Source organism: Rhodopseudomonas sp. RCAM05734 (assembly GCF_052658035.1).
The window spans coordinates 5,581,657-5,601,003 of record NZ_CP199742.1 but is presented as its reverse complement, the minus strand read 5'-3'; the positions used below and the strand labels follow the sequence as shown (position 1 = coordinate 5,601,003).

At 65.4% G+C, this 19,347-nt stretch carries 21 protein-coding genes; 13 read left to right on the top strand and 8 right to left on the bottom strand.

All coding sequences use genetic code 11. The annotated features are described in order from the left end of the window. Positions 1-107 precede the first annotated feature (107 nt). Entirely contained in the window at positions 108-1,838 is a 1,731-nt protein-coding gene (locus ACUXVA_RS26745; RefSeq protein WP_265082899.1) for an alpha/beta hydrolase family protein, read from the bottom strand. Positions 1,839-2,112: 274 nt separating this feature from the next. Here ACUXVA_RS26745 and ACUXVA_RS26740 point away from each other — a divergent pair, with 274 nt between their 5' ends. Together ACUXVA_RS26740 and ACUXVA_RS26735 are read left to right on the top strand one after the other, a co-directional pair. Further along, positions 2,113-3,327, top strand: a complete 1,215-nt coding sequence (locus tag ACUXVA_RS26740) for a TrmJ/YjtD family RNA methyltransferase (RefSeq protein WP_445489151.1) — start codon at positions 2,113-2,115, stop codon at positions 3,325-3,327. A 197-nt stretch (positions 3,328-3,524) separates the two neighbouring features. Then, positions 3,525-4,355, top strand: a complete 831-nt coding sequence (locus tag ACUXVA_RS26735; RefSeq protein WP_445489149.1) for an isocitrate lyase/PEP mutase family protein — start codon at positions 3,525-3,527, stop codon at positions 4,353-4,355. Between the two features lie 223 nt (positions 4,356-4,578). Here ACUXVA_RS26735 and ACUXVA_RS26730 read toward each other — a convergent pair whose 3' ends face one another. The 3 genes from ACUXVA_RS26730 to ACUXVA_RS26720 form a co-directional block, all read right to left on the bottom strand. Further along, positions 4,579-5,352 (bottom strand): hypothetical protein, encoded by a 774-nt coding sequence (locus ACUXVA_RS26730; RefSeq protein WP_445489147.1) that lies wholly within the window; start codon positions 5,350-5,352, stop codon positions 4,579-4,581. A gap of 185 nt (positions 5,353-5,537) precedes the next feature. After that, positions 5,538-5,816, bottom strand: a complete 279-nt coding sequence (locus ACUXVA_RS26725) for a ribbon-helix-helix domain-containing protein (RefSeq protein ID WP_265082903.1) — start codon at positions 5,814-5,816, stop codon at positions 5,538-5,540. Between the two features lie 248 nt (positions 5,817-6,064). Then, positions 6,065-7,987: a sigma 54-interacting transcriptional regulator gene (locus ACUXVA_RS26720; protein ID WP_445489144.1), complete on the bottom strand. Its 1,923-nt coding sequence runs from the start codon at positions 7,985-7,987 to the stop codon at positions 6,065-6,067. Positions 7,988-8,153: 166 nt separating this feature from the next. On the opposite strand from ACUXVA_RS26720, the gene ACUXVA_RS26715 reads away from it, so the two are divergent. The 4 genes from ACUXVA_RS26715 (at position 8,154) to cynS (ending at position 11,951) form a co-directional block, all read left to right on the top strand. After that, positions 8,154-9,536 (top strand): CmpA/NrtA family ABC transporter substrate-binding protein, encoded by a 1,383-nt coding sequence (locus ACUXVA_RS26715; RefSeq protein ID WP_445489142.1) that lies wholly within the window; start codon positions 8,154-8,156, stop codon positions 9,534-9,536. A gap of 172 nt (positions 9,537-9,708) precedes the next feature. Continuing rightward, positions 9,709-10,548, top strand: a complete 840-nt coding sequence (ntrB, locus tag ACUXVA_RS26710; RefSeq protein ID WP_265082906.1) for a nitrate ABC transporter permease — start codon at positions 9,709-9,711, stop codon at positions 10,546-10,548. An 8-nt stretch (positions 10,549-10,556) separates the two neighbouring features. After that, positions 10,557-11,444, top strand: coding sequence for an ABC transporter ATP-binding protein (locus tag ACUXVA_RS26705; RefSeq protein WP_265082907.1), 888 nt, complete (start codon positions 10,557-10,559; stop codon positions 11,442-11,444). A gap of 18 nt (positions 11,445-11,462) precedes the next feature. After that, the gene (gene cynS / locus ACUXVA_RS26700; protein WP_265082908.1) at positions 11,463-11,951 is read left to right on the top strand and encodes a cyanase; all 489 of its coding nucleotides are present in this window, start codon (positions 11,463-11,465) and stop codon (positions 11,949-11,951) included. A gap of 119 nt (positions 11,952-12,070) precedes the next feature. Here the strand turns inward: cynS and ACUXVA_RS26695 are convergent, their stop codons facing one another. The 3 genes from ACUXVA_RS26695 to ACUXVA_RS26685 all read right to left on the bottom strand — a co-directional run bounded on the left by ACUXVA_RS26695 (position 12,071) and on the right by ACUXVA_RS26685 (position 13,776). Further along, complete coding sequence (locus ACUXVA_RS26695; RefSeq protein WP_265082909.1) at positions 12,071-12,358, bottom strand: hypothetical protein; 288 nt, start codon at positions 12,356-12,358, stop codon at positions 12,071-12,073. 276 nt (positions 12,359-12,634) lie between these two features. Beyond that, a complete protein-coding gene (locus tag ACUXVA_RS26690) occupies positions 12,635-13,003 on the bottom strand; it encodes a VOC family protein (RefSeq protein WP_445489139.1) in 369 nt (122 codons plus the stop codon). A gap of 83 nt (positions 13,004-13,086) precedes the next feature. Beyond that, positions 13,087-13,776 carry a helix-turn-helix transcriptional regulator gene (locus tag ACUXVA_RS26685; RefSeq protein ID WP_445489137.1) on the bottom strand — a complete coding sequence of 230 codons (690 nt, stop codon included), beginning with the start codon at positions 13,774-13,776 and terminating at the stop codon, positions 13,087-13,089. A 315-nt stretch (positions 13,777-14,091) separates the two neighbouring features. On the opposite strand from ACUXVA_RS26685, the gene ACUXVA_RS26680 reads away from it, so the two are divergent. Then, a complete protein-coding gene (locus ACUXVA_RS26680; protein ID WP_445489135.1) occupies positions 14,092-15,114 on the top strand; it encodes an LLM class flavin-dependent oxidoreductase in 1,023 nt (340 codons plus the stop codon). 209 nt (positions 15,115-15,323) lie between these two features. Here the strand turns inward: ACUXVA_RS26680 and ACUXVA_RS26675 are convergent, their stop codons facing one another. Continuing rightward, a complete protein-coding gene (locus ACUXVA_RS26675; RefSeq protein WP_265082913.1) occupies positions 15,324-15,647 on the bottom strand; it encodes a DUF1476 domain-containing protein in 324 nt (107 codons plus the stop codon). A gap of 318 nt (positions 15,648-15,965) precedes the next feature. Between ACUXVA_RS26675 and purC the strand changes: the two genes are divergently transcribed. The 6 genes from purC to ACUXVA_RS26645 all read left to right on the top strand — a co-directional run bounded on the left by purC (position 15,966) and on the right by ACUXVA_RS26645 (position 19,265). Next, positions 15,966-16,733: a phosphoribosylaminoimidazolesuccinocarboxamide synthase gene (gene purC / locus ACUXVA_RS26670; RefSeq protein WP_265082914.1), complete on the top strand. Its 768-nt coding sequence runs from the start codon at positions 15,966-15,968 to the stop codon at positions 16,731-16,733. A 153-nt stretch (positions 16,734-16,886) separates the two neighbouring features. Continuing rightward, on the top strand, positions 16,887-17,129 hold the full coding sequence (gene purS / locus ACUXVA_RS26665; protein ID WP_265082915.1) for a phosphoribosylformylglycinamidine synthase subunit PurS: 243 nt from the start codon (positions 16,887-16,889) through the stop codon (positions 17,127-17,129). A gap of 18 nt (positions 17,130-17,147) precedes the next feature. Beyond that, positions 17,148-17,408 carry a hypothetical protein gene (locus tag ACUXVA_RS26660; RefSeq protein ID WP_445489132.1) on the top strand — a complete coding sequence of 87 codons (261 nt, stop codon included), beginning with the start codon at positions 17,148-17,150 and terminating at the stop codon, positions 17,406-17,408. 8 nt (positions 17,409-17,416) lie between these two features. Further along, positions 17,417-17,605 (top strand): hypothetical protein, encoded by a 189-nt coding sequence (locus ACUXVA_RS26655; protein WP_265082917.1) that lies wholly within the window; start codon positions 17,417-17,419, stop codon positions 17,603-17,605. Next, a complete protein-coding gene (gene purQ / locus ACUXVA_RS26650; protein WP_265082918.1) occupies positions 17,602-18,303 on the top strand; it encodes a phosphoribosylformylglycinamidine synthase subunit PurQ in 702 nt (233 codons plus the stop codon). Before ACUXVA_RS26655 ends, purQ begins: the two co-directional genes overlap by 4 nt. Beyond that, positions 18,300-19,265, top strand: a complete 966-nt coding sequence (locus ACUXVA_RS26645; RefSeq protein WP_265082919.1) for a tripartite tricarboxylate transporter substrate binding protein BugD — start codon at positions 18,300-18,302, stop codon at positions 19,263-19,265. Before purQ ends, ACUXVA_RS26645 begins: the two co-directional genes overlap by 4 nt. Positions 19,266-19,347 lie beyond the last annotated feature (82 nt).

Genomic DNA, 19,347 nt, shown 5'->3' with positions numbered 1-19,347 from the left:
GGCCTTTATCGCGTTGCGGAGGGGCAGGGTGGTGATGGGGCGGCTATAGCACCGCGGCCGCCCTGGCGGAAGCCAAGGCGTTATGCAGTTTCAGCCCATTTTTTGGCTCAGAACGCAGCCTGGGTCGCGGTGCCCGCCACCAAGTACCAGGTCACCAGTCCGGCGCAGATCAGCGCGCCCGGCAGGCTGGAGCCGGTGCGCCTGAAGGTGAAGGTGGCGATGACGGCCACGATGGCCAGCAGCGGCACGAACTGGATCGCCACGATGGTGTTCAGCGCCATGGAGGTCAGCACCGCCGGCGCCGGATCGATCAGCTGGCCGCCCAGCCACAGCGCGCCATATTGCACCCCGAGCAGCACCACGAAACCGCCCGCCAGCGCCACGACGTTGGTCAGGTAGACCGCGCTCCGGCCGGCGCTGAGGGTGCTGAAATTGCGATGCATGACGTTCAGCGCGATGACGAAGAAGGCGGTCACCGGCAGCACGTAGATCAGGCCCATCAGCGCCTGCTTGCCGCTCATCAGCTTGAGCGCCACGATCCAGAAGCGGAAGTCGGTCTTGAAGATCAGGTCGGACAGCCACAATGCGGCATAGCCGGCGACCAGGGTCGCCAGCGCGATGCCGATCGACAGGCCGACGATGCCATGGCGGCGTGCCCGCTTCGGCGCCAGCGGCATCAGGGCCAGCGCGATCAGCGCATTGATCACCGCCCACAGCACGACCTGGTTGGTGACGCCCTGCGGCAGCCACGGCTGCGGCTTGAGCCAGGCGCCGGCCAGCGAGAAGGCCGGGTAGTAGGTGATCGCCGGCAGCAGCGCCGACAGCACCAGCGCGACCAGCCAGCGGCTGCGGTCGACCGGGGCTTCCGTCGCCACCGCCCCGCCGACCGGGGCGGGCAGCATCAGCCGCGAGAACATTCTGGCTTCGAGCAGGCCGTCGAACATGCCGATCAGGAAGGCGACGAAGCCGAGCAAGGCGATGCCGGTGCCGATCTCCTTGCGAAACCAGATCTGGTCGGACGCGGGAAGCGGCGTGCCGCCCTGCAGGGTCTTGCCGAACCAGTCCAGCGCGTAGCCGATCGCCTCATGCGAAATGTGCTCGGCAGGGTGGGTCATCGCCGGGGTGTAGAGCACCCGGGCGGTGCCGGCCTGGATGTCGCCGTACACCTTGCCGGGCTCGACCTTGGCTGACGCGCCGAACAGCGCCCACAGCTTCGGGCTGGAGACCACATCCTTGGCGTTGGGCACGCCCCACATCAGGGTCGAAAATTCCTCGTATTGCGCGAACACCAGCGCGAGGTTGCGCGGCCAGGTGGGCGTGCCGTCGGCGGCGAACGGCTTGCCGGTGGAGGAGCCTTCCAGCACCATGGCCTTGTAGGCGTCGGGCATGGCGGTGGCCGCCGCGAGAACGGTCCAGCCGCCCATGGAGTGGCCCTCGAGGCCGATATTCGCCTTGTCGACATTGGCGAGGCTGCGCAGATAGGTCAGGCCGTCCGGGCCGCCGAAGCCGTTCGAGAAGGCCGGGCCGTCGCTGTAGCCGTGGCCGGTCTGGTCGATGGCCAGCACCACATAGCCGCGGCGGGCGAACTCGATGGCAAAGCCGTCCTGGGTCTCGCGCGAATTGATGTAGCCGTGAACGGCGAGGATGCCGGGGGCGGGCGTCTGCGCGGTGGCATTCGGCGGCGTGTAGAGCAGGGCGCTCATCGTATTGCCCTTGGCGCCGGTGAAGCGGGTGTCCTGGATCTTGATGCCGCCCGCGGTCTGGGTCAGGTGCGCCAGCAGGCCGCCGGCCAGCATCAAGACCGCTCCAACAATTGCCAGTGTCCAGCGTGAACGCATCGTCGATCCTCCCCGGCCCGCGCCGGGTGTCCGGCTTTTGGGTTCGTTTTGATTGTGGTTTGGACTCCTATTCGAAAGAAGAACGAAAGCAAACAGCGAGTGAGGCCCGGCCGGCCCAATTCGGGGGAAATCTCGGTGAACCGGAACAACCCTATCAATTTGCTTGATAAAATGCCCGGAATGGAGGAACAGGCAGCGACCATCTGAGGCGTTGAATCAAAATCTTCGAAGGTTGATTCAACATCTTCAGGCATTGAATCAGAAGGTGAAGTGCATGTCCGGTTCAGGCACCGACCATACCAAGGCGCACAGCGAGCTGACCGGTCCGGTGGTGGTGCTGGTCGAGCCGCAGCTCGGCGAGAACATCGGCATGTGCGCGCGCGCCATGGGCAATTTCGGGCTGACCCGGCTGCGCCTGGTCAAGCCGCGCGACGGCTGGCCCAACGTCCATGCCCGCCGCGCTGCCTCCGGCGCCGACCACATCCTCGACAAGGTCGAGCTGTTCGACACCGTGGAAGCCGCGGTGGCCGACTGCACCCTGCTGTTCGCCACCACCGCCCGCGCCCACGACCAGGCCAAGCCGGTGGTCGCCCCGGAAGCGGCGGCGCGCGAGACCGTCGCCCACGTCGCAACCGGCGCCACCGCCGGCATCCTGTTTGGCCGAGAGCGCTATGGCCTGAAGAACGAGGAAGTGGCGCTGGCCAACCGCATCATCACCTTCCCGGTCAATCCCGCCTTCGCCTCGCTGAATCTCGCCCAGGCCGTGCTGCTGTGCGGCTATGAATGGTTCAAGCTGGCGACGTCCAATGCGCTGCCTTACGCCATGCCGGAGCGCTCCGAGCCGGCGTCGCAGCACCAGATGCAGGCGTTCTTCGACAACCTGGTGCGCGAGCTCGACGCCGTCGAATTCCTGCGCCCGGCCGAGAAGCGCGACACCATGCTGGTCAACCTGCGCAACATCTTCACCCGCATGGAGCCGACCAAGCAGGACATGCACACTTTGCACGGCGTGGTGATGGCTATCGCCGAGGGCCGCAAGGGCCCGGCCAAGGGCGGCGTGCTCGACGGCGAGCAGGCGACAAAACTGCGCGCCCTGCTGGCCGAGCACGGCCAGGGCGCGCTGCCGCATGAGAGCGGCACCGTGCGCGGTCTCGCTCGCTTGTTGCGGCGAAACCCCACCGACGCCGAGCGGCTGTTGTGGGAAGCCCTGCGCACCGACCGCCGCTTCGCCGGCACCTTCAAGCGCCAGACCCCGGTCGGCCGCCACATCCCGGACTTCGTCTCGTTCCCGCGCCGCTTCGCTATCGAGCTGGTCAATGCCGACGAGACCGAGGTGATCGTGCAGGATCGCGCCGCCCGCCAGGCCTGGCTGGAGGCGCGCGACTACCGCGTGGTGGCAGTCACCGCCGACGACATCGTCAGGGATATCGGCCCGGTGCTGGCGCGGCTGGAGACGGCGCTGGCGGGCGGGATGCCGGGCGAGGCATAGCGCCTTTGCTTGTCCCGGGCGCGCTGCAGCACGACGTGCTGCTGCGCAGAACCGGGACCGCATCAAGCGCCGGCGTTCGTGACGGTCCCGGTTCTGCGCAGCAGCGTTGTCAGCGAAGCTTCGCTTCGCCTACGCTGCAGCGCGCCCGGGACACGCGCCCGACAACGAGACGCAAAAAGCCAAACCGGAGGCCGTCGATGACCATCTCCACCGCCGAGAAGCGCGCCAATTTCCGCAAGCTGCACGAAGCCGGTTGCTTCGTGATCCCCAATCCCTGGGACGTCGGCTCCGCGCGCTATCTCGCGCATGCCGGCTTCCAGGCGCTGGCCTCGACCTCGTCCGGCTATGCCTGGTCCACCGGCCGCGCCGACAACCACGTCGGCTGCGACGACGTCATCGACCACCTGACGACGCTGAGTGCGGCCACCGACCTGCCTGTGAATGCCGACTTCGAGGCCGGCTTCGCCGACGATCCCGACGGCGTCGCCGCCAACGTGGCGCGCGCGGTGGCGACCGGCATTGCCGGCCTGTCGATCGAGAATTCCACCGGCCGGCCGGCGCAGCCGCTGTATGAGGACGCCCTGGCCCTTGCACGCATCAAGGCCGCCCGCGCCGCCATCGACGCCACGGACCCCGCCATCATGCTGGTGGCGCGCTGCGAGGGATTTTTGACCGGCGAGCGCGATCTCGCCAGGACCATCGCGCGCCTGGTCGCCTTCGCCGACGCCGGAGCCGACTGCCTCTATGCGCCGGGCATTGCTGCCCCCGACGACATCGCCGCGCTGGTCAGGGCGGTGCATCCAAAACCGGTCAACGTGCTGATCGTCCAGCCGTCGATGACGGTGCAGGGCCTCGCCGCCCTCGGCGTCCGCCGCGTCAGCGTCGGCGGCGCGCTGGCGCGGACGGCCTGGGCGGGGGTCATGGGCGCCGCGAAGGAGATCGCGGAGCAGGGCACGTTCACTGCGTTCGCCGGAGCTGCGAAGGGCGCGGAGCTGAACGGGTTGTTTGGCAAGCAATCCGAAGGTTGATCGCGTGAAAGTCGCAGCTCACTCCTAACAAAGTCGTGCGAACCATGCTGTTCGCCTCGACTTGGCTACGTTTCTCTAGATATCCCTTGTAATGCCCGGAGCTTTGTATGTGGTCATCACTACCTCGTGCTGTCGGGCTTCAATCTCTTTGAGCGCTGCCGGGTCGCGCGCTATATCTGGATCTTCTTTCTTGATTTGAAGAGCGCGTCCTTCCAACTGTAAGTCAAAGAAATCCTTTCTTTCGATTTTGGAAAGCAATCCAAGTGCTTCGGCCCAATCGCGCTGGTTGATGGCCCATCGCGCCTGAAGTTGCCAAGCGTCGTATTGGCGGCCTGCAGCTAGCGCTAATTCGACCGTTTCGGGCAGCAGTTCTGGGCTGCCGTTTTCTATAGCTATGGCACATTCCAGTAGAGCAATACTTAGGTGGCTTCTCCTTCAGCGCCTTCTTGATCGCGGTGTCGCGGTCGATCCAGTATTGCCCGGTGCGCGGCGTCGGATCGGGGCCGCGGCGCGGGCGGCGGTTGCCCATATATTCCAGCCGCGCCATTTTCAGCACCTGCATGGCCTGCAGCAGCCGGTCGAGATCGACCGTCTCGCTGCTCCACAACTCGCCGACGCAACGCTCGGCGAGCTGATGCAGCCTCTGCCCCAGCATGCGCAGCTTCAGCCTGCGGCCGGCGCGGGCGGTCGGTATCGTGTCGGAGGCGCGCGGCGCAAACGGGTGACGCTGCCAGCCGCCCTCGCGGGCCCAGCGCCCGACGGTGCTATGGGTGGCGCCGGTCCTGGCCGCAATCTGCTTGTAGCTCAGCGTGGTCTCTTCGATCAGCCGGCGCGCCAGGGCGACCGTGGCATTGGTGTGCAGCCGCTTGCAGCCCTTGGGGCGGCCGCCTGCCACCGGCGGCGGTCCGTCCTCGATCGGGCCCGGCGTCAGCCGGACCACGGAGGAGTCGACGACGCGAAATTGCGGGGCAAAGAGCGGAACGAGAGGATAGGGCATGCTGACTCCCGTTAAAGCGCGGTCCAATCAACTAAGGAATATATACCTATTACGGAAAAATGCAAGCGGGAGCCGGGGCGATCCCGACGTGCCCGGAGCCGCGTGGCGTGGGCCCCGGCGCGCGCCGCGCTGACCGCGCTGTTAGCGAACAACGCGGTCTCCGCGCCCGGCGGTCCGTCGCGGGTCTATGAGCTGATGCGGGCCGCGTCGAACGATCGGGACTGCGCGGCGTCGACCGCCGCGATGGCGCCGAGGTTCCGATAGTGATCGAGCACGAACAGCCGGATCGCGGACGAGAGATTGCCCTGGCTGCGATTGGCATCGATGCCGCCGACCAGCTCTGACAGAGTGGCTTTGCGACTGGACGCGATTTCCTTCATGCCGCTCCAGAACGCAGCCTCAAGGCTGACGCTGGTCTTGTGGCCGCCGACGACGACGGAACGTTTTTCCACGGGTGATTTCACAATGGGCCTCCTGCTATCAATGATATGAAAGTTTCGTCGTGATCGCGGACGTCGCTGTCCGATGTCGATTCCGCGAGGCGCCTGCTCTGCACGAAGACGCCGGAAATTGGCATCAAGCGCGCGTTGCGACTCTCAGGCTTTCATGCCGACCAGAATCCCGCGTGCAGCGAATAACCGCAAGATCGTAAGACTACGGGATGTGGTGCGCCTGCGGCCACAGAACCGGGCGCCGGCCCTGCGGATCGCGGTCAGCCAGCCGCCTGTCCGGAACGCGCACCCGCAATGCCCAACACCTTCATGCGCGACGCCAGCGTGGTCGGCTTGAGGTCGAGCAGTTCGGCGGCGCCGCCGGGGCCGAACACCTTGCCGTTGCAGGCGAGGAGCGCCGCCTGGATGTTGCTGCGCTCGAGGTCGCGCAATTCCGCCGAGGTCATCACCGCCGGTCTGGCGTCGGCCCTGGCGCGGCCGGGCGAAGCCGCCGCCACATGCGGGCCCGGCGCGTCCGGCAGGTCGATGCGCAGCCGGCCGTTCTGCGCCAGGATCACCGCGCGCTCGATGACGTTCTGTAGTTCGCGGACATTGCCCGGCCAGTCGTAGCGCGCGAGTTTTCGCGCATCGCCCTCCGAGAGACGCAAGTCGGATCGCAATTTCTCGCTCATCAGGAAGTGCTGCGCGAGCAGCGGAATGTCCTCGCGGCGCTCGCGCAGCGGCACCGACTCCACCGGAAACACGTTGAGCCGGAAATACAGGTCCTCGCGAAATTTTCCGCGCGCCACTTCCTGCTTGAGGTTGCGGTTGGTGGCGGCGATGACGCGGACGTCGACGGCGCGGGTGCGTTCCTCGCCGACGCGTTCGAAATTGCCCTCCTGCAGCACGCGCAGCAGCTTGCCCTGCAGCTCCAGCGGGATCTCGCCGACCTCGTCGAGAAACAGCGTGCCGCCGGAGGCGAGCTCGAAGCGGCCGATGCGGTCGCGCACCGCGCCGGTGAAGGCGCCGCGCACATGGCCGAAGAATTCGCTCTCGAACAGTTCGCGCGGGATAGCCGCACAATTGACCCGGATCAGCGGCCGGTCGCGGCGCGCGCTGGCCTCATGAATCGCGCGGGCGATCAACTCCTTGCCGGTGCCGGACTCGCCGGTGATCATCACCGCGGCTGTGGTCGGCGCCACCAGCTTGACCTGGCGCAAGGTCTGCTGGATAGCCTGGCTCTGCCCTATGATGCCGCGCGGATTGGTCTCGATGCGGATTTCCTCCTGCAGATAGGCGTTCTCCAGCTCCAGCCGTTCGCGCAACCGGTCGACTTCGGCGAGCGCAGCGTGCAGCTTCTCGTCGGCGGCGCGGCGCGCGCTGACGTCGCGAAATACGATCACCGCGCCGATCACCATGCTGCGGTCGCGGATCGGCGTGGAGGTGTATTCGACCCAGACCTTGCTGCCGTCCTTGCGCCAGAACACCTCGTTGTCGACATTGTGCACGGCGCCGTCGCGGAACGCGGCATAGATCGGGCAGTCGTGATCGGGGTAATGGCTGCCGTCGGCATGGCTGTGGTGCATGATCGGGTGAATGGCCTTGCCCACCAGCTCTTCCGCGCTCCAGCCGAGCATGCGCTCGGCAGCGGGATTGACGAAGGTGGTCTTGCCCTCGGCATTGACGCCATAAATGCCTTCGCCCGCGGCGCGCAGGATCAACTGGTTTTCCCTCTCAATATCCTGGAACACGCGCTCGACGCGCTGCCAGGCGGCGAGTCCGCTGCGCATGTGATCCTCGGCGGCGCCATCGACGCCGCGGCGGCGCCGCGCGTCGAGGTCGCTCATGGTCAGCAGCAGCAGCGCGCGCTCGCCCTGCGGCACCGCAGAGCCGGCATATTCCAGCCGCAGCGTCTCGCCGGTGGCGTGGCGCGGCGTCAGCGTCGTCGTCCACCAGGCGCCCTTGTCGAGCACCGCCTGGGTGAACACGATCAGCGCCGGCACCTGGCCCGGATGCAGCGCGCTGATCCTGGTCTGCCGCAGCAGCACGCGGTCATAGCCGAGCAGGGCGCAGGCCGCCGGATTGGCATCGACGATCTGGTCGGCGTCGGGATCGAGCAGCAGGGTCGGCTCGACGGCGTAGTCGAAGCTGACGGTGCGCAGGTCGGCGTCGCGGGAGGCGAGCTGATAAGGCTGGGAATCCATCGCGGCCAACTCCGAAAAATCGTGATCCGGTTACGAAATATCGGATATCACGAATTTTCGTAATCGGCAATTTGCGCTTCCGACGTTGCGGCAATGCGACTTCTGCGCGGCGCCGGCGCTGGCACACTCCTTGCGTAGCGATAGCCAACGCCACGCAGGAGGTCCCATGTCCACGTTCGACAATCCGTTCGATCCCGCTCGCCGTCTGCGCTCCGGCTGCCCGTGCGGCCAGCATGCCAGCGGCGCCGAGCATGACGCCAGCCTGCAGCTCGCTTGCGCAGCGCCCGAGGATGAGGCCAAGCGTTATGAGGGCGTGGTCGCCTCCGCGGTGATGCGCGCGGTGTTTCCGAAAGAGGTGGCGCGGCGCGCCTTCCTGAAATCGGTCGGCGCCTCCGCCGCACTCGGCGTGCTCTCGCAGTTCTTCCCGATCAAGATGGCCACCGAAGTGTTCGCACAAGGCGTGGGCAAGCTGGAGAAGACCGATCTCAAGGTCGGCTTCATCCCGATCACCTGCGCCACGCCGATCATCATGGCCGACCCGCTCGGCTTCTACGCCAAGCAGGGCCTCAAGGTGGATGTGGTGAAGACCGCGGGCTGGGCCGTGATCCGCGACAAGACCATCAACAAGGAATATGACGCCGCGCATATGCTGGCACCGATGCCGATCGCGATCTCGCTGGGGCTCGGCTCGCAGCCGATCCCCTATACCGTGCCGGCGATCGAGAACATCAATGGCCAGGGCATCACGCTGGCCATGAAGCACAAGGACAAGCGCGACCCCAAGGACTGGAAGGGTTTCAAGCTCGCTGTCCCCTTCGACTACTCGATGCACAACTACCTGCTGCGCTACTATCTCGCCGAGCACGGCATCGACCCCGACACCGACATCCAGATCCGCTCGGTGCCGCCGCCGGAGATGGTCGCCAACCTCCGCGCCGACAATATCGACGGCTTCCTGGCGCCCGACAATATCTGCCAGCGCGCGATCTATGACGGCGTCGGCTTCATGCACCTGCTGTCCAAGGAAATCTGGGACGGTCATCCGTGCTGCAGCTTCGCCGCCAGCCGCGAATTCATCATGACGTCGCCGAACTCGTTCGCAGCATTGACCCGCGCCATTGTCGACGCCACCGCCTATGCCTCGAAGGCCGAGAACCGCAAGTCGATCGCCGAGGCCATCGCGCCCGCGGCCTATCTCAACGCGCCGCCGGTGGTGCTGGAGCAGGTGCTGACCGGGACCTATGCCGACGGCCTCGGAGGCATCAAGGTGGATCCCAAGCGCGTCGATTTCGATCCGTTCCCGTGGCAGTCGTTCGCTGTGTGGATGATGACGCAGATGCAGCGGTGGGGCCAGATCAAGGGCGACGTCGACTACAAGGGCGTGGCCGAACAGGTGTTCCTCGCCGCCGACACCGGAAAGGTGATGAAGGAAATGGGCCTGACGCCGCCGGCGAGCGCCTACAAATCGTTCCAGGTGATGGGCAAGACCTTCGATCCGGAGAAGCCGAAGGAATATCTGGCGAGCTTCAAGATCAAGAAGGCGACGTGATGAACAGTCTCGTGTCCCGGACGCGATGCGGCGCAGCGCACGAAGTGCGGTGTGCTGCTTCGCAGATCCGGGATCCATTCATGCATCGCGCAACGCATGGGTCCCGGGTCTGCGGCGCATCACGTCGCTGCGCGACGTACTGCACCGCGCCCGGGACACGGACCGCAACGCCATGACCTTCTCCCTCCGCTTTCGCGCGGCGATCGTGTCGCTTGTCATCCTCGCGGCGTTCCTCGGTGTCTGGCACCTCGCGACGCGTGGCACCGGCACTGCTGCGACGATGTCGCCGGAATACGCAAAACTGATGGGGCTCACCGCCACCGCCGGCAAATCGGCGATGCCCGGGCCGCTCGATGTCGGTGCCAAATTGTGGGAGCACCTCAAGCATCCGTTCTACGACAACGGTCCCAACGACAAGGGCCTCGGCATCCAGCTCGCTTACTCCATCGGCCGGGTCGGGCTCGGCTATTTCCTCGCGGTGATCGTGGCGATCCCGCTCGGCTTCCTGATCGGCATGTCGCCGCTGATGAGCAAGGCGCTGGATCCTTTCATCCAGATCCTGAAGCCGATCTCGCCGCTGGCGTGGATGCCGCTGGCGCTCTACACCATCAAGGATTCCAGCCTGTCGGCCATCTTCGTGATCTTCATCTGCTCGGTATGGCCGATGCTGCTCAACACCGCCTTCGGTGTCGCCGCCGTGCGTCGCGAATGGATCAACGTCGCGCGTACGCTGGAAGTGGGCAGTCTACGCCGCGCCTTCACAATCATCCTGCCGGCCGCCGCGCCGACCATCCTCACCGGCATGCGGATCTCGATCGGCATCGCCTGGCTGGTGATCGTCGCCGCCGAAATGCTGGTCGGCGGAACGGGGATTGGTTACTTCGTCTGGAACGAATGGAATAATTTATCGATCACGAATGTGATCATTGCGATCCTGATGATCGGCGTGATCGGCATGCTGCTCGATCAGATATTAGCGCGCTTCACCCGCATGGTCACCTTTCCGGAGTGATGCAGCACATGACCGATAAATTCATTTCCATCGAGGGCATTTCGAAACGCTATCCGGCGGCGGGTGGCGGCAGTACGGCGGTGTTCGAGAATCTGTGGCTGTCGGTGCCGCGGGGTGAGTTCGGCTGTGTGATCGGGCATTCCGGTTGCGGCAAGACCACGGTGCTCAACATCCTCGCCGGGCTGGATGAACCCAGCGCCGGCACGGTGATCGTCGACGGCCAGGAGATCTCGGGCACCTCGCTCGATCGCGCGGTGATCTTCCAGAGCCACGCGCTGCTGCCATGGCGCACGGTGATGGGCAATGTCGCTTATGCTGTAACCTCGAAGTGGCGCGGCTGGGATAAGGCCAAGGTCAAGGCCCACGCGCAGACCTTCATCGATCTGGTCGGTCTCACCGGCAGCGAGCACAAGCGGCCCTCCGAACTGTCCGGCGGCATGAAGCAGCGCGTCGGCATCGCCCGTGCGCTGTCGATCACGCCAAAGATCATGCTGATGGACGAGCCGTTCTCGGCGCTGGACGCGCTGACCCGCGGCACGCTGCAGGATGAAGTTCGCCGCGTGTGCACCGACACCGGCCAGACCACCTTCATGATCACCCACGATGTCGACGAAGCGATGTATCTCGCCGACAAGATTTTTCTGATGACCAACGGCCCCGGTGCGGTGCTGGCCGAAGTGGTCGAGAATCCGCTGCCGAAGGACCGCTCGCGGCTCGATCTGCACAAGCACCCGCACTACTACGGGCTGCGCAATCACATCATCGATTTCCTGGTGACCCGCAGTAAGACCTTCACCCAGACCACGCCGGACTTCGACCCGCGCCGCGTGCCGGTGGTGCGGCCGGCGTTGGCCGAGCCTGCGCTGGTGCCGCCCGCTCACAGCATCGCCCGCTAACAATCATAGGAGAGACCCATGATCCGTTCCGACCTCACCGAAAAACTGCTCGACATCAAGCGCGACAATGCATGGAGCTGGAAGTACATCTGCGAGAAGATCGGCGGCCATTCCGAGGTGCTGATCGTCGGGGCCATTCTCGGCAACATGAAATTGACAAAACCGCAGGCCGCCGCCGCCGGCGAGCTGTTCGGTCTCAGCAAGAGCGAGATCGCCATGCTCAACGAGGTGCCGATGCGCGCCGAGAACGTGCAGATGCCGCCGACCGATCCGCTGATCTATCGCTTCTACGAGATGGTGATGGTCAACGGCCCGGCGTGGAAGGTGCTGATCGAGGAGGAATTCGGCGACGGCATCATGTCGGCGATCGACTTCGACATGGTGATGAACCGCGTCGCCAATCCCAAGGGCGACCGCGTGCAGATCACCATGTCAGGCAAGTTCCTGCCGTACAAATATTACGGCGCCACCGGCAACAACCAGGAATACGGCTTCAAGGAGGAGTAGGCGCGCGCCGTCGCCACGGCGCGCCGTGACGTCACGCCGCTCGGCGAGCTCGAATCTCTCCCGCCACGAGTCGTGAAAAATCCGCCGCGCCGCGATGGCGCGGCGGATTTGTGTTGCCGTTACCTGGACATGCCGCCGTCGTAGGGGCCGCGGTTGGACATGCCGGCGGTGCCATAGTCAGACGGGCTCTGATAGAGGATCCCGCGCTGCATTCTTGCGTCTTCCCGCGGCTGGTTGGAATCAGGGCGGTCGACGGCGACGCCGGTCGAGGTGGTGCCGGGAATATTGACGCCAAGACCGTCCGAACTCGGCTGCGGCGCATTCGGATTGGCCTGCGCAAGAGCGGCGCCGGATATCATGGTGGCAAGTGCAGTCGCGATGATCATCGTCTTCGTCTTCGTGTTCATTTGAAACTCCGTTGGTTATCCCCGCCAGACAATGACGTGAACGGAGTCGCGTTCCGTCACAGTCCGTCGATCAGGCCGTGAACAGCGCTCCCGGTTCGGTGAATGCGACTTGATGTTGCCGTCGCGCTATTCAGGTCATGGCGGAGCGCAACGCGCCGATCGGGAATGCGTCGGCGCCATCACCATCCGGTGAAGTCGATGCTGCCCACCGGCCCATTGATCGATCGCTTCCCGGAGATGGCGATGGTCAACGGTCCGGCATGGAGGGCGCCGCGCCTAATCGCGGTCCGGGGCGCAGACGCGCAGGCGGTGGCCGTCGGGATCGGCGGCGACAAAGGTGCGGCCGAAATCCAGCGTGGTCAGCTCCTGCACCATGGGCAGGCCGCGCGAGGTCCAGTCGGCGTAGCAGGCCTCGACTGCGGCGCGGCTCTCCAGCGCGAACACGATCTCAATGCCGCCCACAGGCGTGGCGGCGGGCAACACGGCATGGCGCGCCCACAGCGCCAGGATCGGGCCGGTGTCGCCGACGAACATCACGAAAGTGTCGGAGGTCTCGACCGGCGCGCGGCCGAGCAGGGTGGCGTAGAAGCCGGCGCTGGCTTTGGGGCTGTCGACATAGAGCAGGGTGAAGGCGGGTGTGAGCATCTGTTCGGTCCTGTAACGCCGCGGGGTGCGGCGGCCACCGTGTGCGCTCCGGCGCTGACAGTTTCTGTCAGCAGCGCACAGGCTCAGATCTGCTCGGGGATGGCGTGGCGCGCGCGCCACTCGGCCAGCAGCGTGCGCCGCCGCCGGCCGTAGCGTTCGCCGGGGGTGACCGAGGCCAGCCGGTCGATGCGGAAATGGCGGAAATCGTTCTGCCGCTCGCACCACGCCACCAGCACCTGCGCGTGGTCGAAGAAGCCGAGCGCCAGCGGCCATACCGTGCGCGCGGTGCGGGCGCCGCTGGCATCGACATAGTCGATGGCCAGCCGCCGTTCGCGCACGATGGCCTGGCGCAGCGCGGCGACGTCCACGGCGACGGCCGGCGCGGTGGCGCTGGGCCCGGCGAGCAGGGCGCTGGCCTCGGCGCGGGCACGCAGCTCCGCCGGCAGCACGCCGGAGATCTTCGCCAGCGCATCGGTGGCGGCGGCGCGCAACGCGCGGTCGCCGCGCTGCGTCACCATGCGCAGCCCCAGCACCAGCGCGTCGATCTCGTCCTCGACGAACATCAGTGGCGGCAGCACGAAGCCGGGATGCAGCACATAGCCGAGGCCGGCGGCGCCCTCGATCGGCGCGCCCTGCGCCATCAGGGTGGCGATGTCGCGGTAGATGGTGCGCTCGGAGACCTCGAGTTCCACGGCCAGCACTGCCGCCGTCACCGGACGGCGGCGGCGGCGGAGCGCCTGGATCAGGCTGAGGAGGCGCGTGGCACGGGACATGGTGCAGTATAGCGCATTGGGGAGCCATGGGGAGGGCGGGCCGAAGCGTAGAACGGGGGTGTCTCTTGAAGCGAGCGTAGCCCGCGCGAGCGGAGCGACACGCGGGTCTTGTTGCCAATGACGCTCCCGCATATCAGCATGCGCTGATGCGGCCTATTTGCTAGGGATCCGCCCTTGAGTGGCGCTCGTCAAGGCGCCGCCAACGATCCTGCGATTGGAAACCCTGGGTTTCCGCGGCTGCCCCTGTTGCCAGGGGAATACAGGCCTAGATAGGGAGCACGAACCCGCCGCATCCCATCCCCCGAGTCCCCCCACATGAAACACATCGGCTTTCTCTCCTTCGGCCACTGGACGCCGTCGTCGCAATCGCTCGTGCGGTCGGCGTCCGACGCGCTGCTGCAATCCATCGATCTGGCGGTCGCGGCCGAGCAGCTCGGCGCCGACGGGGCGTATTTTCGCGTGCATCATTTTGCCCGGCAGCTGGCCTCGCCGTTTCCGCTGCTGGCCGCGGTCGGTGCGCGCACCTCAAAGATCGAGATCGGCACCGGCGTGATCGACATGCGCTACGAAAACCCGCTGTACATGGCGGAGGATGCAGGCAGTGCCGATCTGATCGCGCGCGGCCGGCTGCAGCTCGGCATCAGCCGGGGCTCGCCGGAGCAGGTGATCGAGGGCTACCGGCATTTCGGCTATGCGCCGCCGGAAGGCCAGACCGATGCCGACATGGCGCGGCACCACACCGAGGTGTTTCTCGATGTGATAAGGGGCAAGGGATTTGCCCAGCCCAATCCTTCGCCGATGTTTCCCAATCCGCCCGGGTTGCTGCGGCTCGAGCCGTTCTCCGAAGGGCTGCGCGAGCGCATCTGGTGGGGCGCCTCGACCAATGCCACCGCGCAGTGGGCAGCCAAACTCGGCATGAACCTGCAGAGCTCGACGCTGAAGATCGACGAGAGCGGCAAGCCGTTTCATGTCCAGCAGGCCGAGCAGATCCGGCTGTTCAAGGCGGCCTGGACAGAGGCCGGGCATGCGCGGGCGCCGCGGGTGTCGGTGTCGCGCAGCATCTTTGCGCTCATGAATGACATGGACCGCGCCTATTTCGGCCGCGACGGCAAGGACAGCGACAAGGTCGGCTATCTCGGCGGCACCGAGCGCGCGATCTTCGGCCGCAGCTATGCGGCGGAGCCGGACGTGCTGATCAAGCGGCTGGCGGAGGACGAAGCCATCGCCGAGGCCGACACGCTGCTGCTGACGGTGCCCAATCAGCTCGGCGTCGACTACAACGCCCATGCGATCGAGGCGATTTTGACGCACGTCGCGCCGGGGCTGGGCTGGCGGTAGGGGCGCTTGCTTACCCTCCCCCTGGCGCGGCGCAGCCGCGCGGGCGGGGAGGGTGGCACATCGTGAGCGAAGCGAAAGATGTGCCGGGTGGGGGCGCCACAAACTCTCCTGAGCGTGGTGCCGCCCCCACCCCGGCTCACTTCGTTCGCCGACCCTCCCCGCCACGCACAGCTTCGCTGTGCTTCGGGGGAGGGTAAGCAAACCGCGCCTTACGTCCCGGCCTTCACCTGCATCACCGCCTGGGCGAAGAATTCGTCCATCTTGACGCGCAGCTGCGGCTCGGTGAGGGCGACGCCCTTTGCGGTGAGGTCGGCCAGCACCTTGCGCACCACGTCGGCGTCGCCGGCTTCCTCGAAATCGGCGGCGACGACGTCCTTGGCATAGGCAGCGGCGGCGTCGCCGGTGATGCCGAGCTGTTCGGCGACCCACAGGCCGAGCAGCTTGTTGCGGCGCGCCTCGGCCTTGAACTTCTGCTCCTCGTCGAGGGCAAATTTCCGCTCGAAGCCGTCTTCGCGCTTGTCAAAAGTGGTCATGATTCGGGGCTCCGGATGGTGGCTCTGTCGATGCCTGGAAGGTGATGAAGGCGCGGTTGTGGTCCCGGCCAGGAACCCTAGATAACCACCAAGGGCCGATGAAACAACGGTCCGAAGGTCGCAGGGACGGGGTAAAACTTAACCCAACGGGACCGGATCGATTGTGCTTGTCATGTCAATCGGCTAGGTTGCCCAAAGGCCCGGTTCTCGTTCTGTTTCCTCCCGTACCTGGCTACACGGCAGCTCCGTCGTGGGTCGCACCTGTCATTCGCGGAGCATACCTATCCCATGGATTTCAACAACACACGGTACATCCCCATGAGCCGTCGACGTCGCATTTATGAAGGCAAGGCCAAGGTTCTTTATGAAGGACCGGAGCCCGGAACCCTGATTCAGCACTTCAAGGACGATGCGACCGCGTTCAACGCGAAGAAGCACCAGATCATCGAGGGCAAGGGTGTCCTCAACAACCGGATCTCGGAATACCTGTTTCAGCATCTGAACGACATCGGGGTGCCCACCCACTTCATCCGCCGCCTCAACATGCGCGAGCAATTGATTCGCGAAGTCGAGATCGTGCCGCTGGAAGTGGTGGTGCGGAACGTGGCCGCGGGATCGCTGTCGCAGCGCCTCGGCATCGAGGAAGGCACCCAGCTGCCGCGCTCGATCATCGAGTTCTATTACAAGAACGACCAGCTCAACGACCCGATGGTCTCGGAAGAGCACATCACCGCGTTCGGCTGGGCCACGCCGCAGGAAATCGATGACATCATGGCGCTGGCCATCCGCGTCAACGACTTCCTCACCGGGCTGTTCCTGGGCATCGGTATCCGCCTCGTCGACTTCAAGATGGAGTGCGGCCGGCTGTTCGAGAACGACATGATGCGCATCATCGTCGCCGACGAGATCTCGCCGGATTCCTGCCGGTTGTGGGACATCAAGTCGAACGAGAAGCTCGACAAGGACCGCTTTCGCCGGGATCTCGGCGGCGTGCTGGAAGCGTACACCGAAGTGGCAAAACGCCTCGGCATTCTCGCCGAGAACGAGCGCCCGATGGGCACCGGCCCGGTGCTGGTGAAGAGCTGAGCTTTCCTCATGGTTCGAGACGCGTCGCTGTGCGACGCGCCTCGCTATGAGGGACCTTCATCCTGAGGAGCGGGCGAAGCCCGCGTCTCGAAGGATGAGGATGTTGCGGTGTATTCTCCCGCGTCAGGCGGGGACAAACAGGTTAAGTCGACCATGAAAGCGCGCGTTACCGTCACACTGAAAAACGGCATCCTGGATCCGCAGGGCAAGGCCATCGAGGGCGCATTGAAGTCGCTCGGCGTCGAGGGCATCGCCTCCGTGCGCCAGGGCAAGGTGTTCGACATCGAAATCCCCGGCGGAGACAAGGCCAAGGCCGAGGCGGCCCTCAAGGCCGCCGCCGACAAGCTGTTGGCGAACACCGTGATCGAGAATTATGCTATCGAGGTGCAGGGGTAGACTTCCGGAGATCGGGTCATGGCTGAGATCAGCAGTGAGTTGATTTATGAAGTACCGAAGTCGTTGCAGCGCGACGTCTCGCAAGTCAGAAGCGAGATCGGCGAGGTCAAGCAGCAGGTGCATGCGTCACAGCCGTCTCAGAACGCCATTCGCCAGGAAGTAGTCGGTGTCCATACCGAGCTGGCTGGGATTCACGCCACCCTTGTTCGTCATGAACATCAGCTCGATCGCATCGAACGGCGCCTTGAACTGAACGATACTCCGACCTTGACGGCGTGACAGCCGTCATGGACGAGATTTCGAAACAGCAAATTCTCGAAATGTTGTACGAGATTCATGATGGCATGGACCGAATGGACGCCAAGCTGCACGAAAATCTCGTCCTGTTGAGAACGATCAATTACGAAATGGAACTGGGCCTGCAGCAGATAGCCCAAGCCAGGTCCAGCTATTCTGAAAGAGTCGCTTCATCATGAAATCCGCCGTCCTCGTCTTCCCCGGCATCAACCGCGAGCGCGACATGGCGCGCGCCCTGAAACTGGCATCCGGCCAGGACGCCACCATGGTGTGGCATGCCGACACCGCGCTACCTGCGGGCACCGACCTTGTCGTGGTGCCCGGCGGCTTCTCCTATGGCGACTATCTGCGCTGCGGCGCCATTGCGGCGCGTTCGCCGGTCATGGATGCGGTGCGCGCCTTTGCGGCCGATGGTGGCCTGGTGCTCGGCGTCTGCAACGGCTTCCAGATCCTGTGCGAGTCGGGATTGCTGCCGGGCATCTTGATGCGCAACGCCAGGCTGAAATTCATTTGCCATGACGTGCACCTGCGCGTCGAGCGCTCCGACACCGCCTTCACCCGCGGCTACAATGCCGGCCAGGTGATCCGCGTGCCGATCGCCCATGGCGAGGGCAACTACACCGCCGACGCTGAGACCCTGAAGCGTCTCGAGGGCGATGGCCGCGTGCTGTACCGCTATTGCAGCCCGGCCGGCGAAGTCGGTGACCTGCATAATATCAACGGCGCCGCGCAGTCCATCGCCGGCATCGTCAACGAAAAAGGCAATGTGCTCGGTATGATGCCGCATCCGGAAAACCACGTTGAAGACATCATGGGCTGCACCGACGGGCGCGGGCTGTTCGCTGGCCTCGTCGCGCAGCTGGAGCGCGCGGCGTGAACGCAATCGTGTTGAAGATCGTCGCCGCCGCGGCCGTCGCCGCCTTCACCGCGGTGACCGCGCAGGCGCAGGACTTCCCCAAGCGCGCCATTACCATGATCGTGCCGTTCGCGGCCGGCGGCACCTCCGACGTGATCGCCCGCGTCGTCGCCGAGCAGATGGCCCGCAATCTCGGCCAGCCGATCATTCTGGAGAACGTGGTTGGCGCCGGCGGCTCCACCGCGCTGGCCCGCGCCGCGCGCGCCGAGCCCGACGGCTACACCATCGCCATCGGCAATGCCGGCACCTCTGCGGCCACCTACACCATCTATCCCAAGCTGCCGTTCACGCCGGACTCGTTCGTGCCGATCGGCATGGTGGCCAAGACGTTCGGCATCGTCGCGCTGCGCAAGGATTTCCCGGCGGCGACGCTGAAGGATTTCATCGCTTACGCCAAGGCCAATCCCGGCAAGGTCAACCTCGGCCACGCCGGCGTCGGCTCGTCGAACTACCTGATCTGCAAGAGTTTTGTCGCAGCTGCCGGCATCGACGTGACCTTGGTCGGCTATCGCGGCGCGGCGCCGGCGCTGACCGACGCCATCGGCGGCCAGATCGACGGTGTCTGCGACAGCGCCGCTTCGGTCTCGCAGGCCATCGACGACAAATTGGTGCGCGGCATCGTGGTCGGCTCGACCGTGCGGCTCGGCTCGCTGCCGGATCTGCCGACTTCGGCGGAAGCCGGTCTGCCGGAGTTCGAGGCCCAGGGCTGGAACGGGCTGTTCGCGCCGAAGGGCACGCCGCCGGAGATCGTCGCCAAGCTCAACGCGTCGGCGCGCAACGCGGTGGAAAGCGACGCCGTGAAGAAGCGCTTCGTCGATCTGTCCACCGTGGCGCCTGACGTCAACGAGCACACGCCCGAGGTACTGCAGCAACTGGTGACGCGCGATGTCGCCAAGTATCGCGAGATGCTGAAAGAGAAGTAGGGCGCAGCGCGCTCCCGTGTCTCGGGCGCGCCGCAGTCTGCCTCCTGCTGGCCTGAAACTTGCTGGTTTCTCCCCGCCATTT

What these genes read in the sequence shown, in the direction of transcription:
- ACUXVA_RS26745 (WP_265082899.1), bottom strand. Translation starts at nt 1,838, where the DNA reads ATGCGTTCACGCTGGACACTGGCAATTGTTGGAGCGGTCTTGATGCTG.
- ACUXVA_RS26740 (WP_445489151.1), top strand. Translation starts at nt 2,113, where the DNA reads ATGTCCGGTTCAGGCACCGACCATACCAAGGCGCACAGCGAGCTGACC.
- ACUXVA_RS26735 (WP_445489149.1), top strand. Translation starts at nt 3,525, where the DNA reads ATGACCATCTCCACCGCCGAGAAGCGCGCCAATTTCCGCAAGCTGCAC.
- ACUXVA_RS26730 (WP_445489147.1), bottom strand. Translation starts at nt 5,352, where the DNA reads ATGCCCTATCCTCTCGTTCCGCTCTTTGCCCCGCAATTTCGCGTCGTC.
- ACUXVA_RS26720 (WP_445489144.1), bottom strand. Translation starts at nt 7,987, where the DNA reads ATGGATTCCCAGCCTTATCAGCTCGCCTCCCGCGACGCCGACCTGCGC.
- ACUXVA_RS26715 (WP_445489142.1), top strand. Translation starts at nt 8,154, where the DNA reads ATGTCCACGTTCGACAATCCGTTCGATCCCGCTCGCCGTCTGCGCTCC.
- ntrB (WP_265082906.1), top strand. Translation starts at nt 9,709, where the DNA reads ATGACCTTCTCCCTCCGCTTTCGCGCGGCGATCGTGTCGCTTGTCATC.
- ACUXVA_RS26705 (WP_265082907.1), top strand. Translation starts at nt 10,557, where the DNA reads ATGACCGATAAATTCATTTCCATCGAGGGCATTTCGAAACGCTATCCG.
- cynS (WP_265082908.1), top strand. Translation starts at nt 11,463, where the DNA reads ATGATCCGTTCCGACCTCACCGAAAAACTGCTCGACATCAAGCGCGAC.
- ACUXVA_RS26695 (WP_265082909.1), bottom strand. Translation starts at nt 12,358, where the DNA reads ATGAACACGAAGACGAAGACGATGATCATCGCGACTGCACTTGCCACC.
- ACUXVA_RS26690 (WP_445489139.1), bottom strand. Translation starts at nt 13,003, where the DNA reads ATGCTCACACCCGCCTTCACCCTGCTCTATGTCGACAGCCCCAAAGCC.
- ACUXVA_RS26685 (WP_445489137.1), bottom strand. Translation starts at nt 13,776, where the DNA reads ATGTCCCGTGCCACGCGCCTCCTCAGCCTGATCCAGGCGCTCCGCCGC.
- ACUXVA_RS26680 (WP_445489135.1), top strand. Translation starts at nt 14,092, where the DNA reads ATGAAACACATCGGCTTTCTCTCCTTCGGCCACTGGACGCCGTCGTCG.
- ACUXVA_RS26675 (WP_265082913.1), bottom strand. Translation starts at nt 15,647, where the DNA reads ATGACCACTTTTGACAAGCGCGAAGACGGCTTCGAGCGGAAATTTGCC.
- purC (WP_265082914.1), top strand. Translation starts at nt 15,966, where the DNA reads ATGAGCCGTCGACGTCGCATTTATGAAGGCAAGGCCAAGGTTCTTTAT.
- purS (WP_265082915.1), top strand. Translation starts at nt 16,887, where the DNA reads ATGAAAGCGCGCGTTACCGTCACACTGAAAAACGGCATCCTGGATCCG.
- ACUXVA_RS26660 (WP_445489132.1), top strand. Translation starts at nt 17,148, where the DNA reads ATGGCTGAGATCAGCAGTGAGTTGATTTATGAAGTACCGAAGTCGTTG.
- ACUXVA_RS26655 (WP_265082917.1), top strand. Translation starts at nt 17,417, where the DNA reads ATGGACGAGATTTCGAAACAGCAAATTCTCGAAATGTTGTACGAGATT.
- purQ (WP_265082918.1), top strand. Translation starts at nt 17,602, where the DNA reads ATGAAATCCGCCGTCCTCGTCTTCCCCGGCATCAACCGCGAGCGCGAC.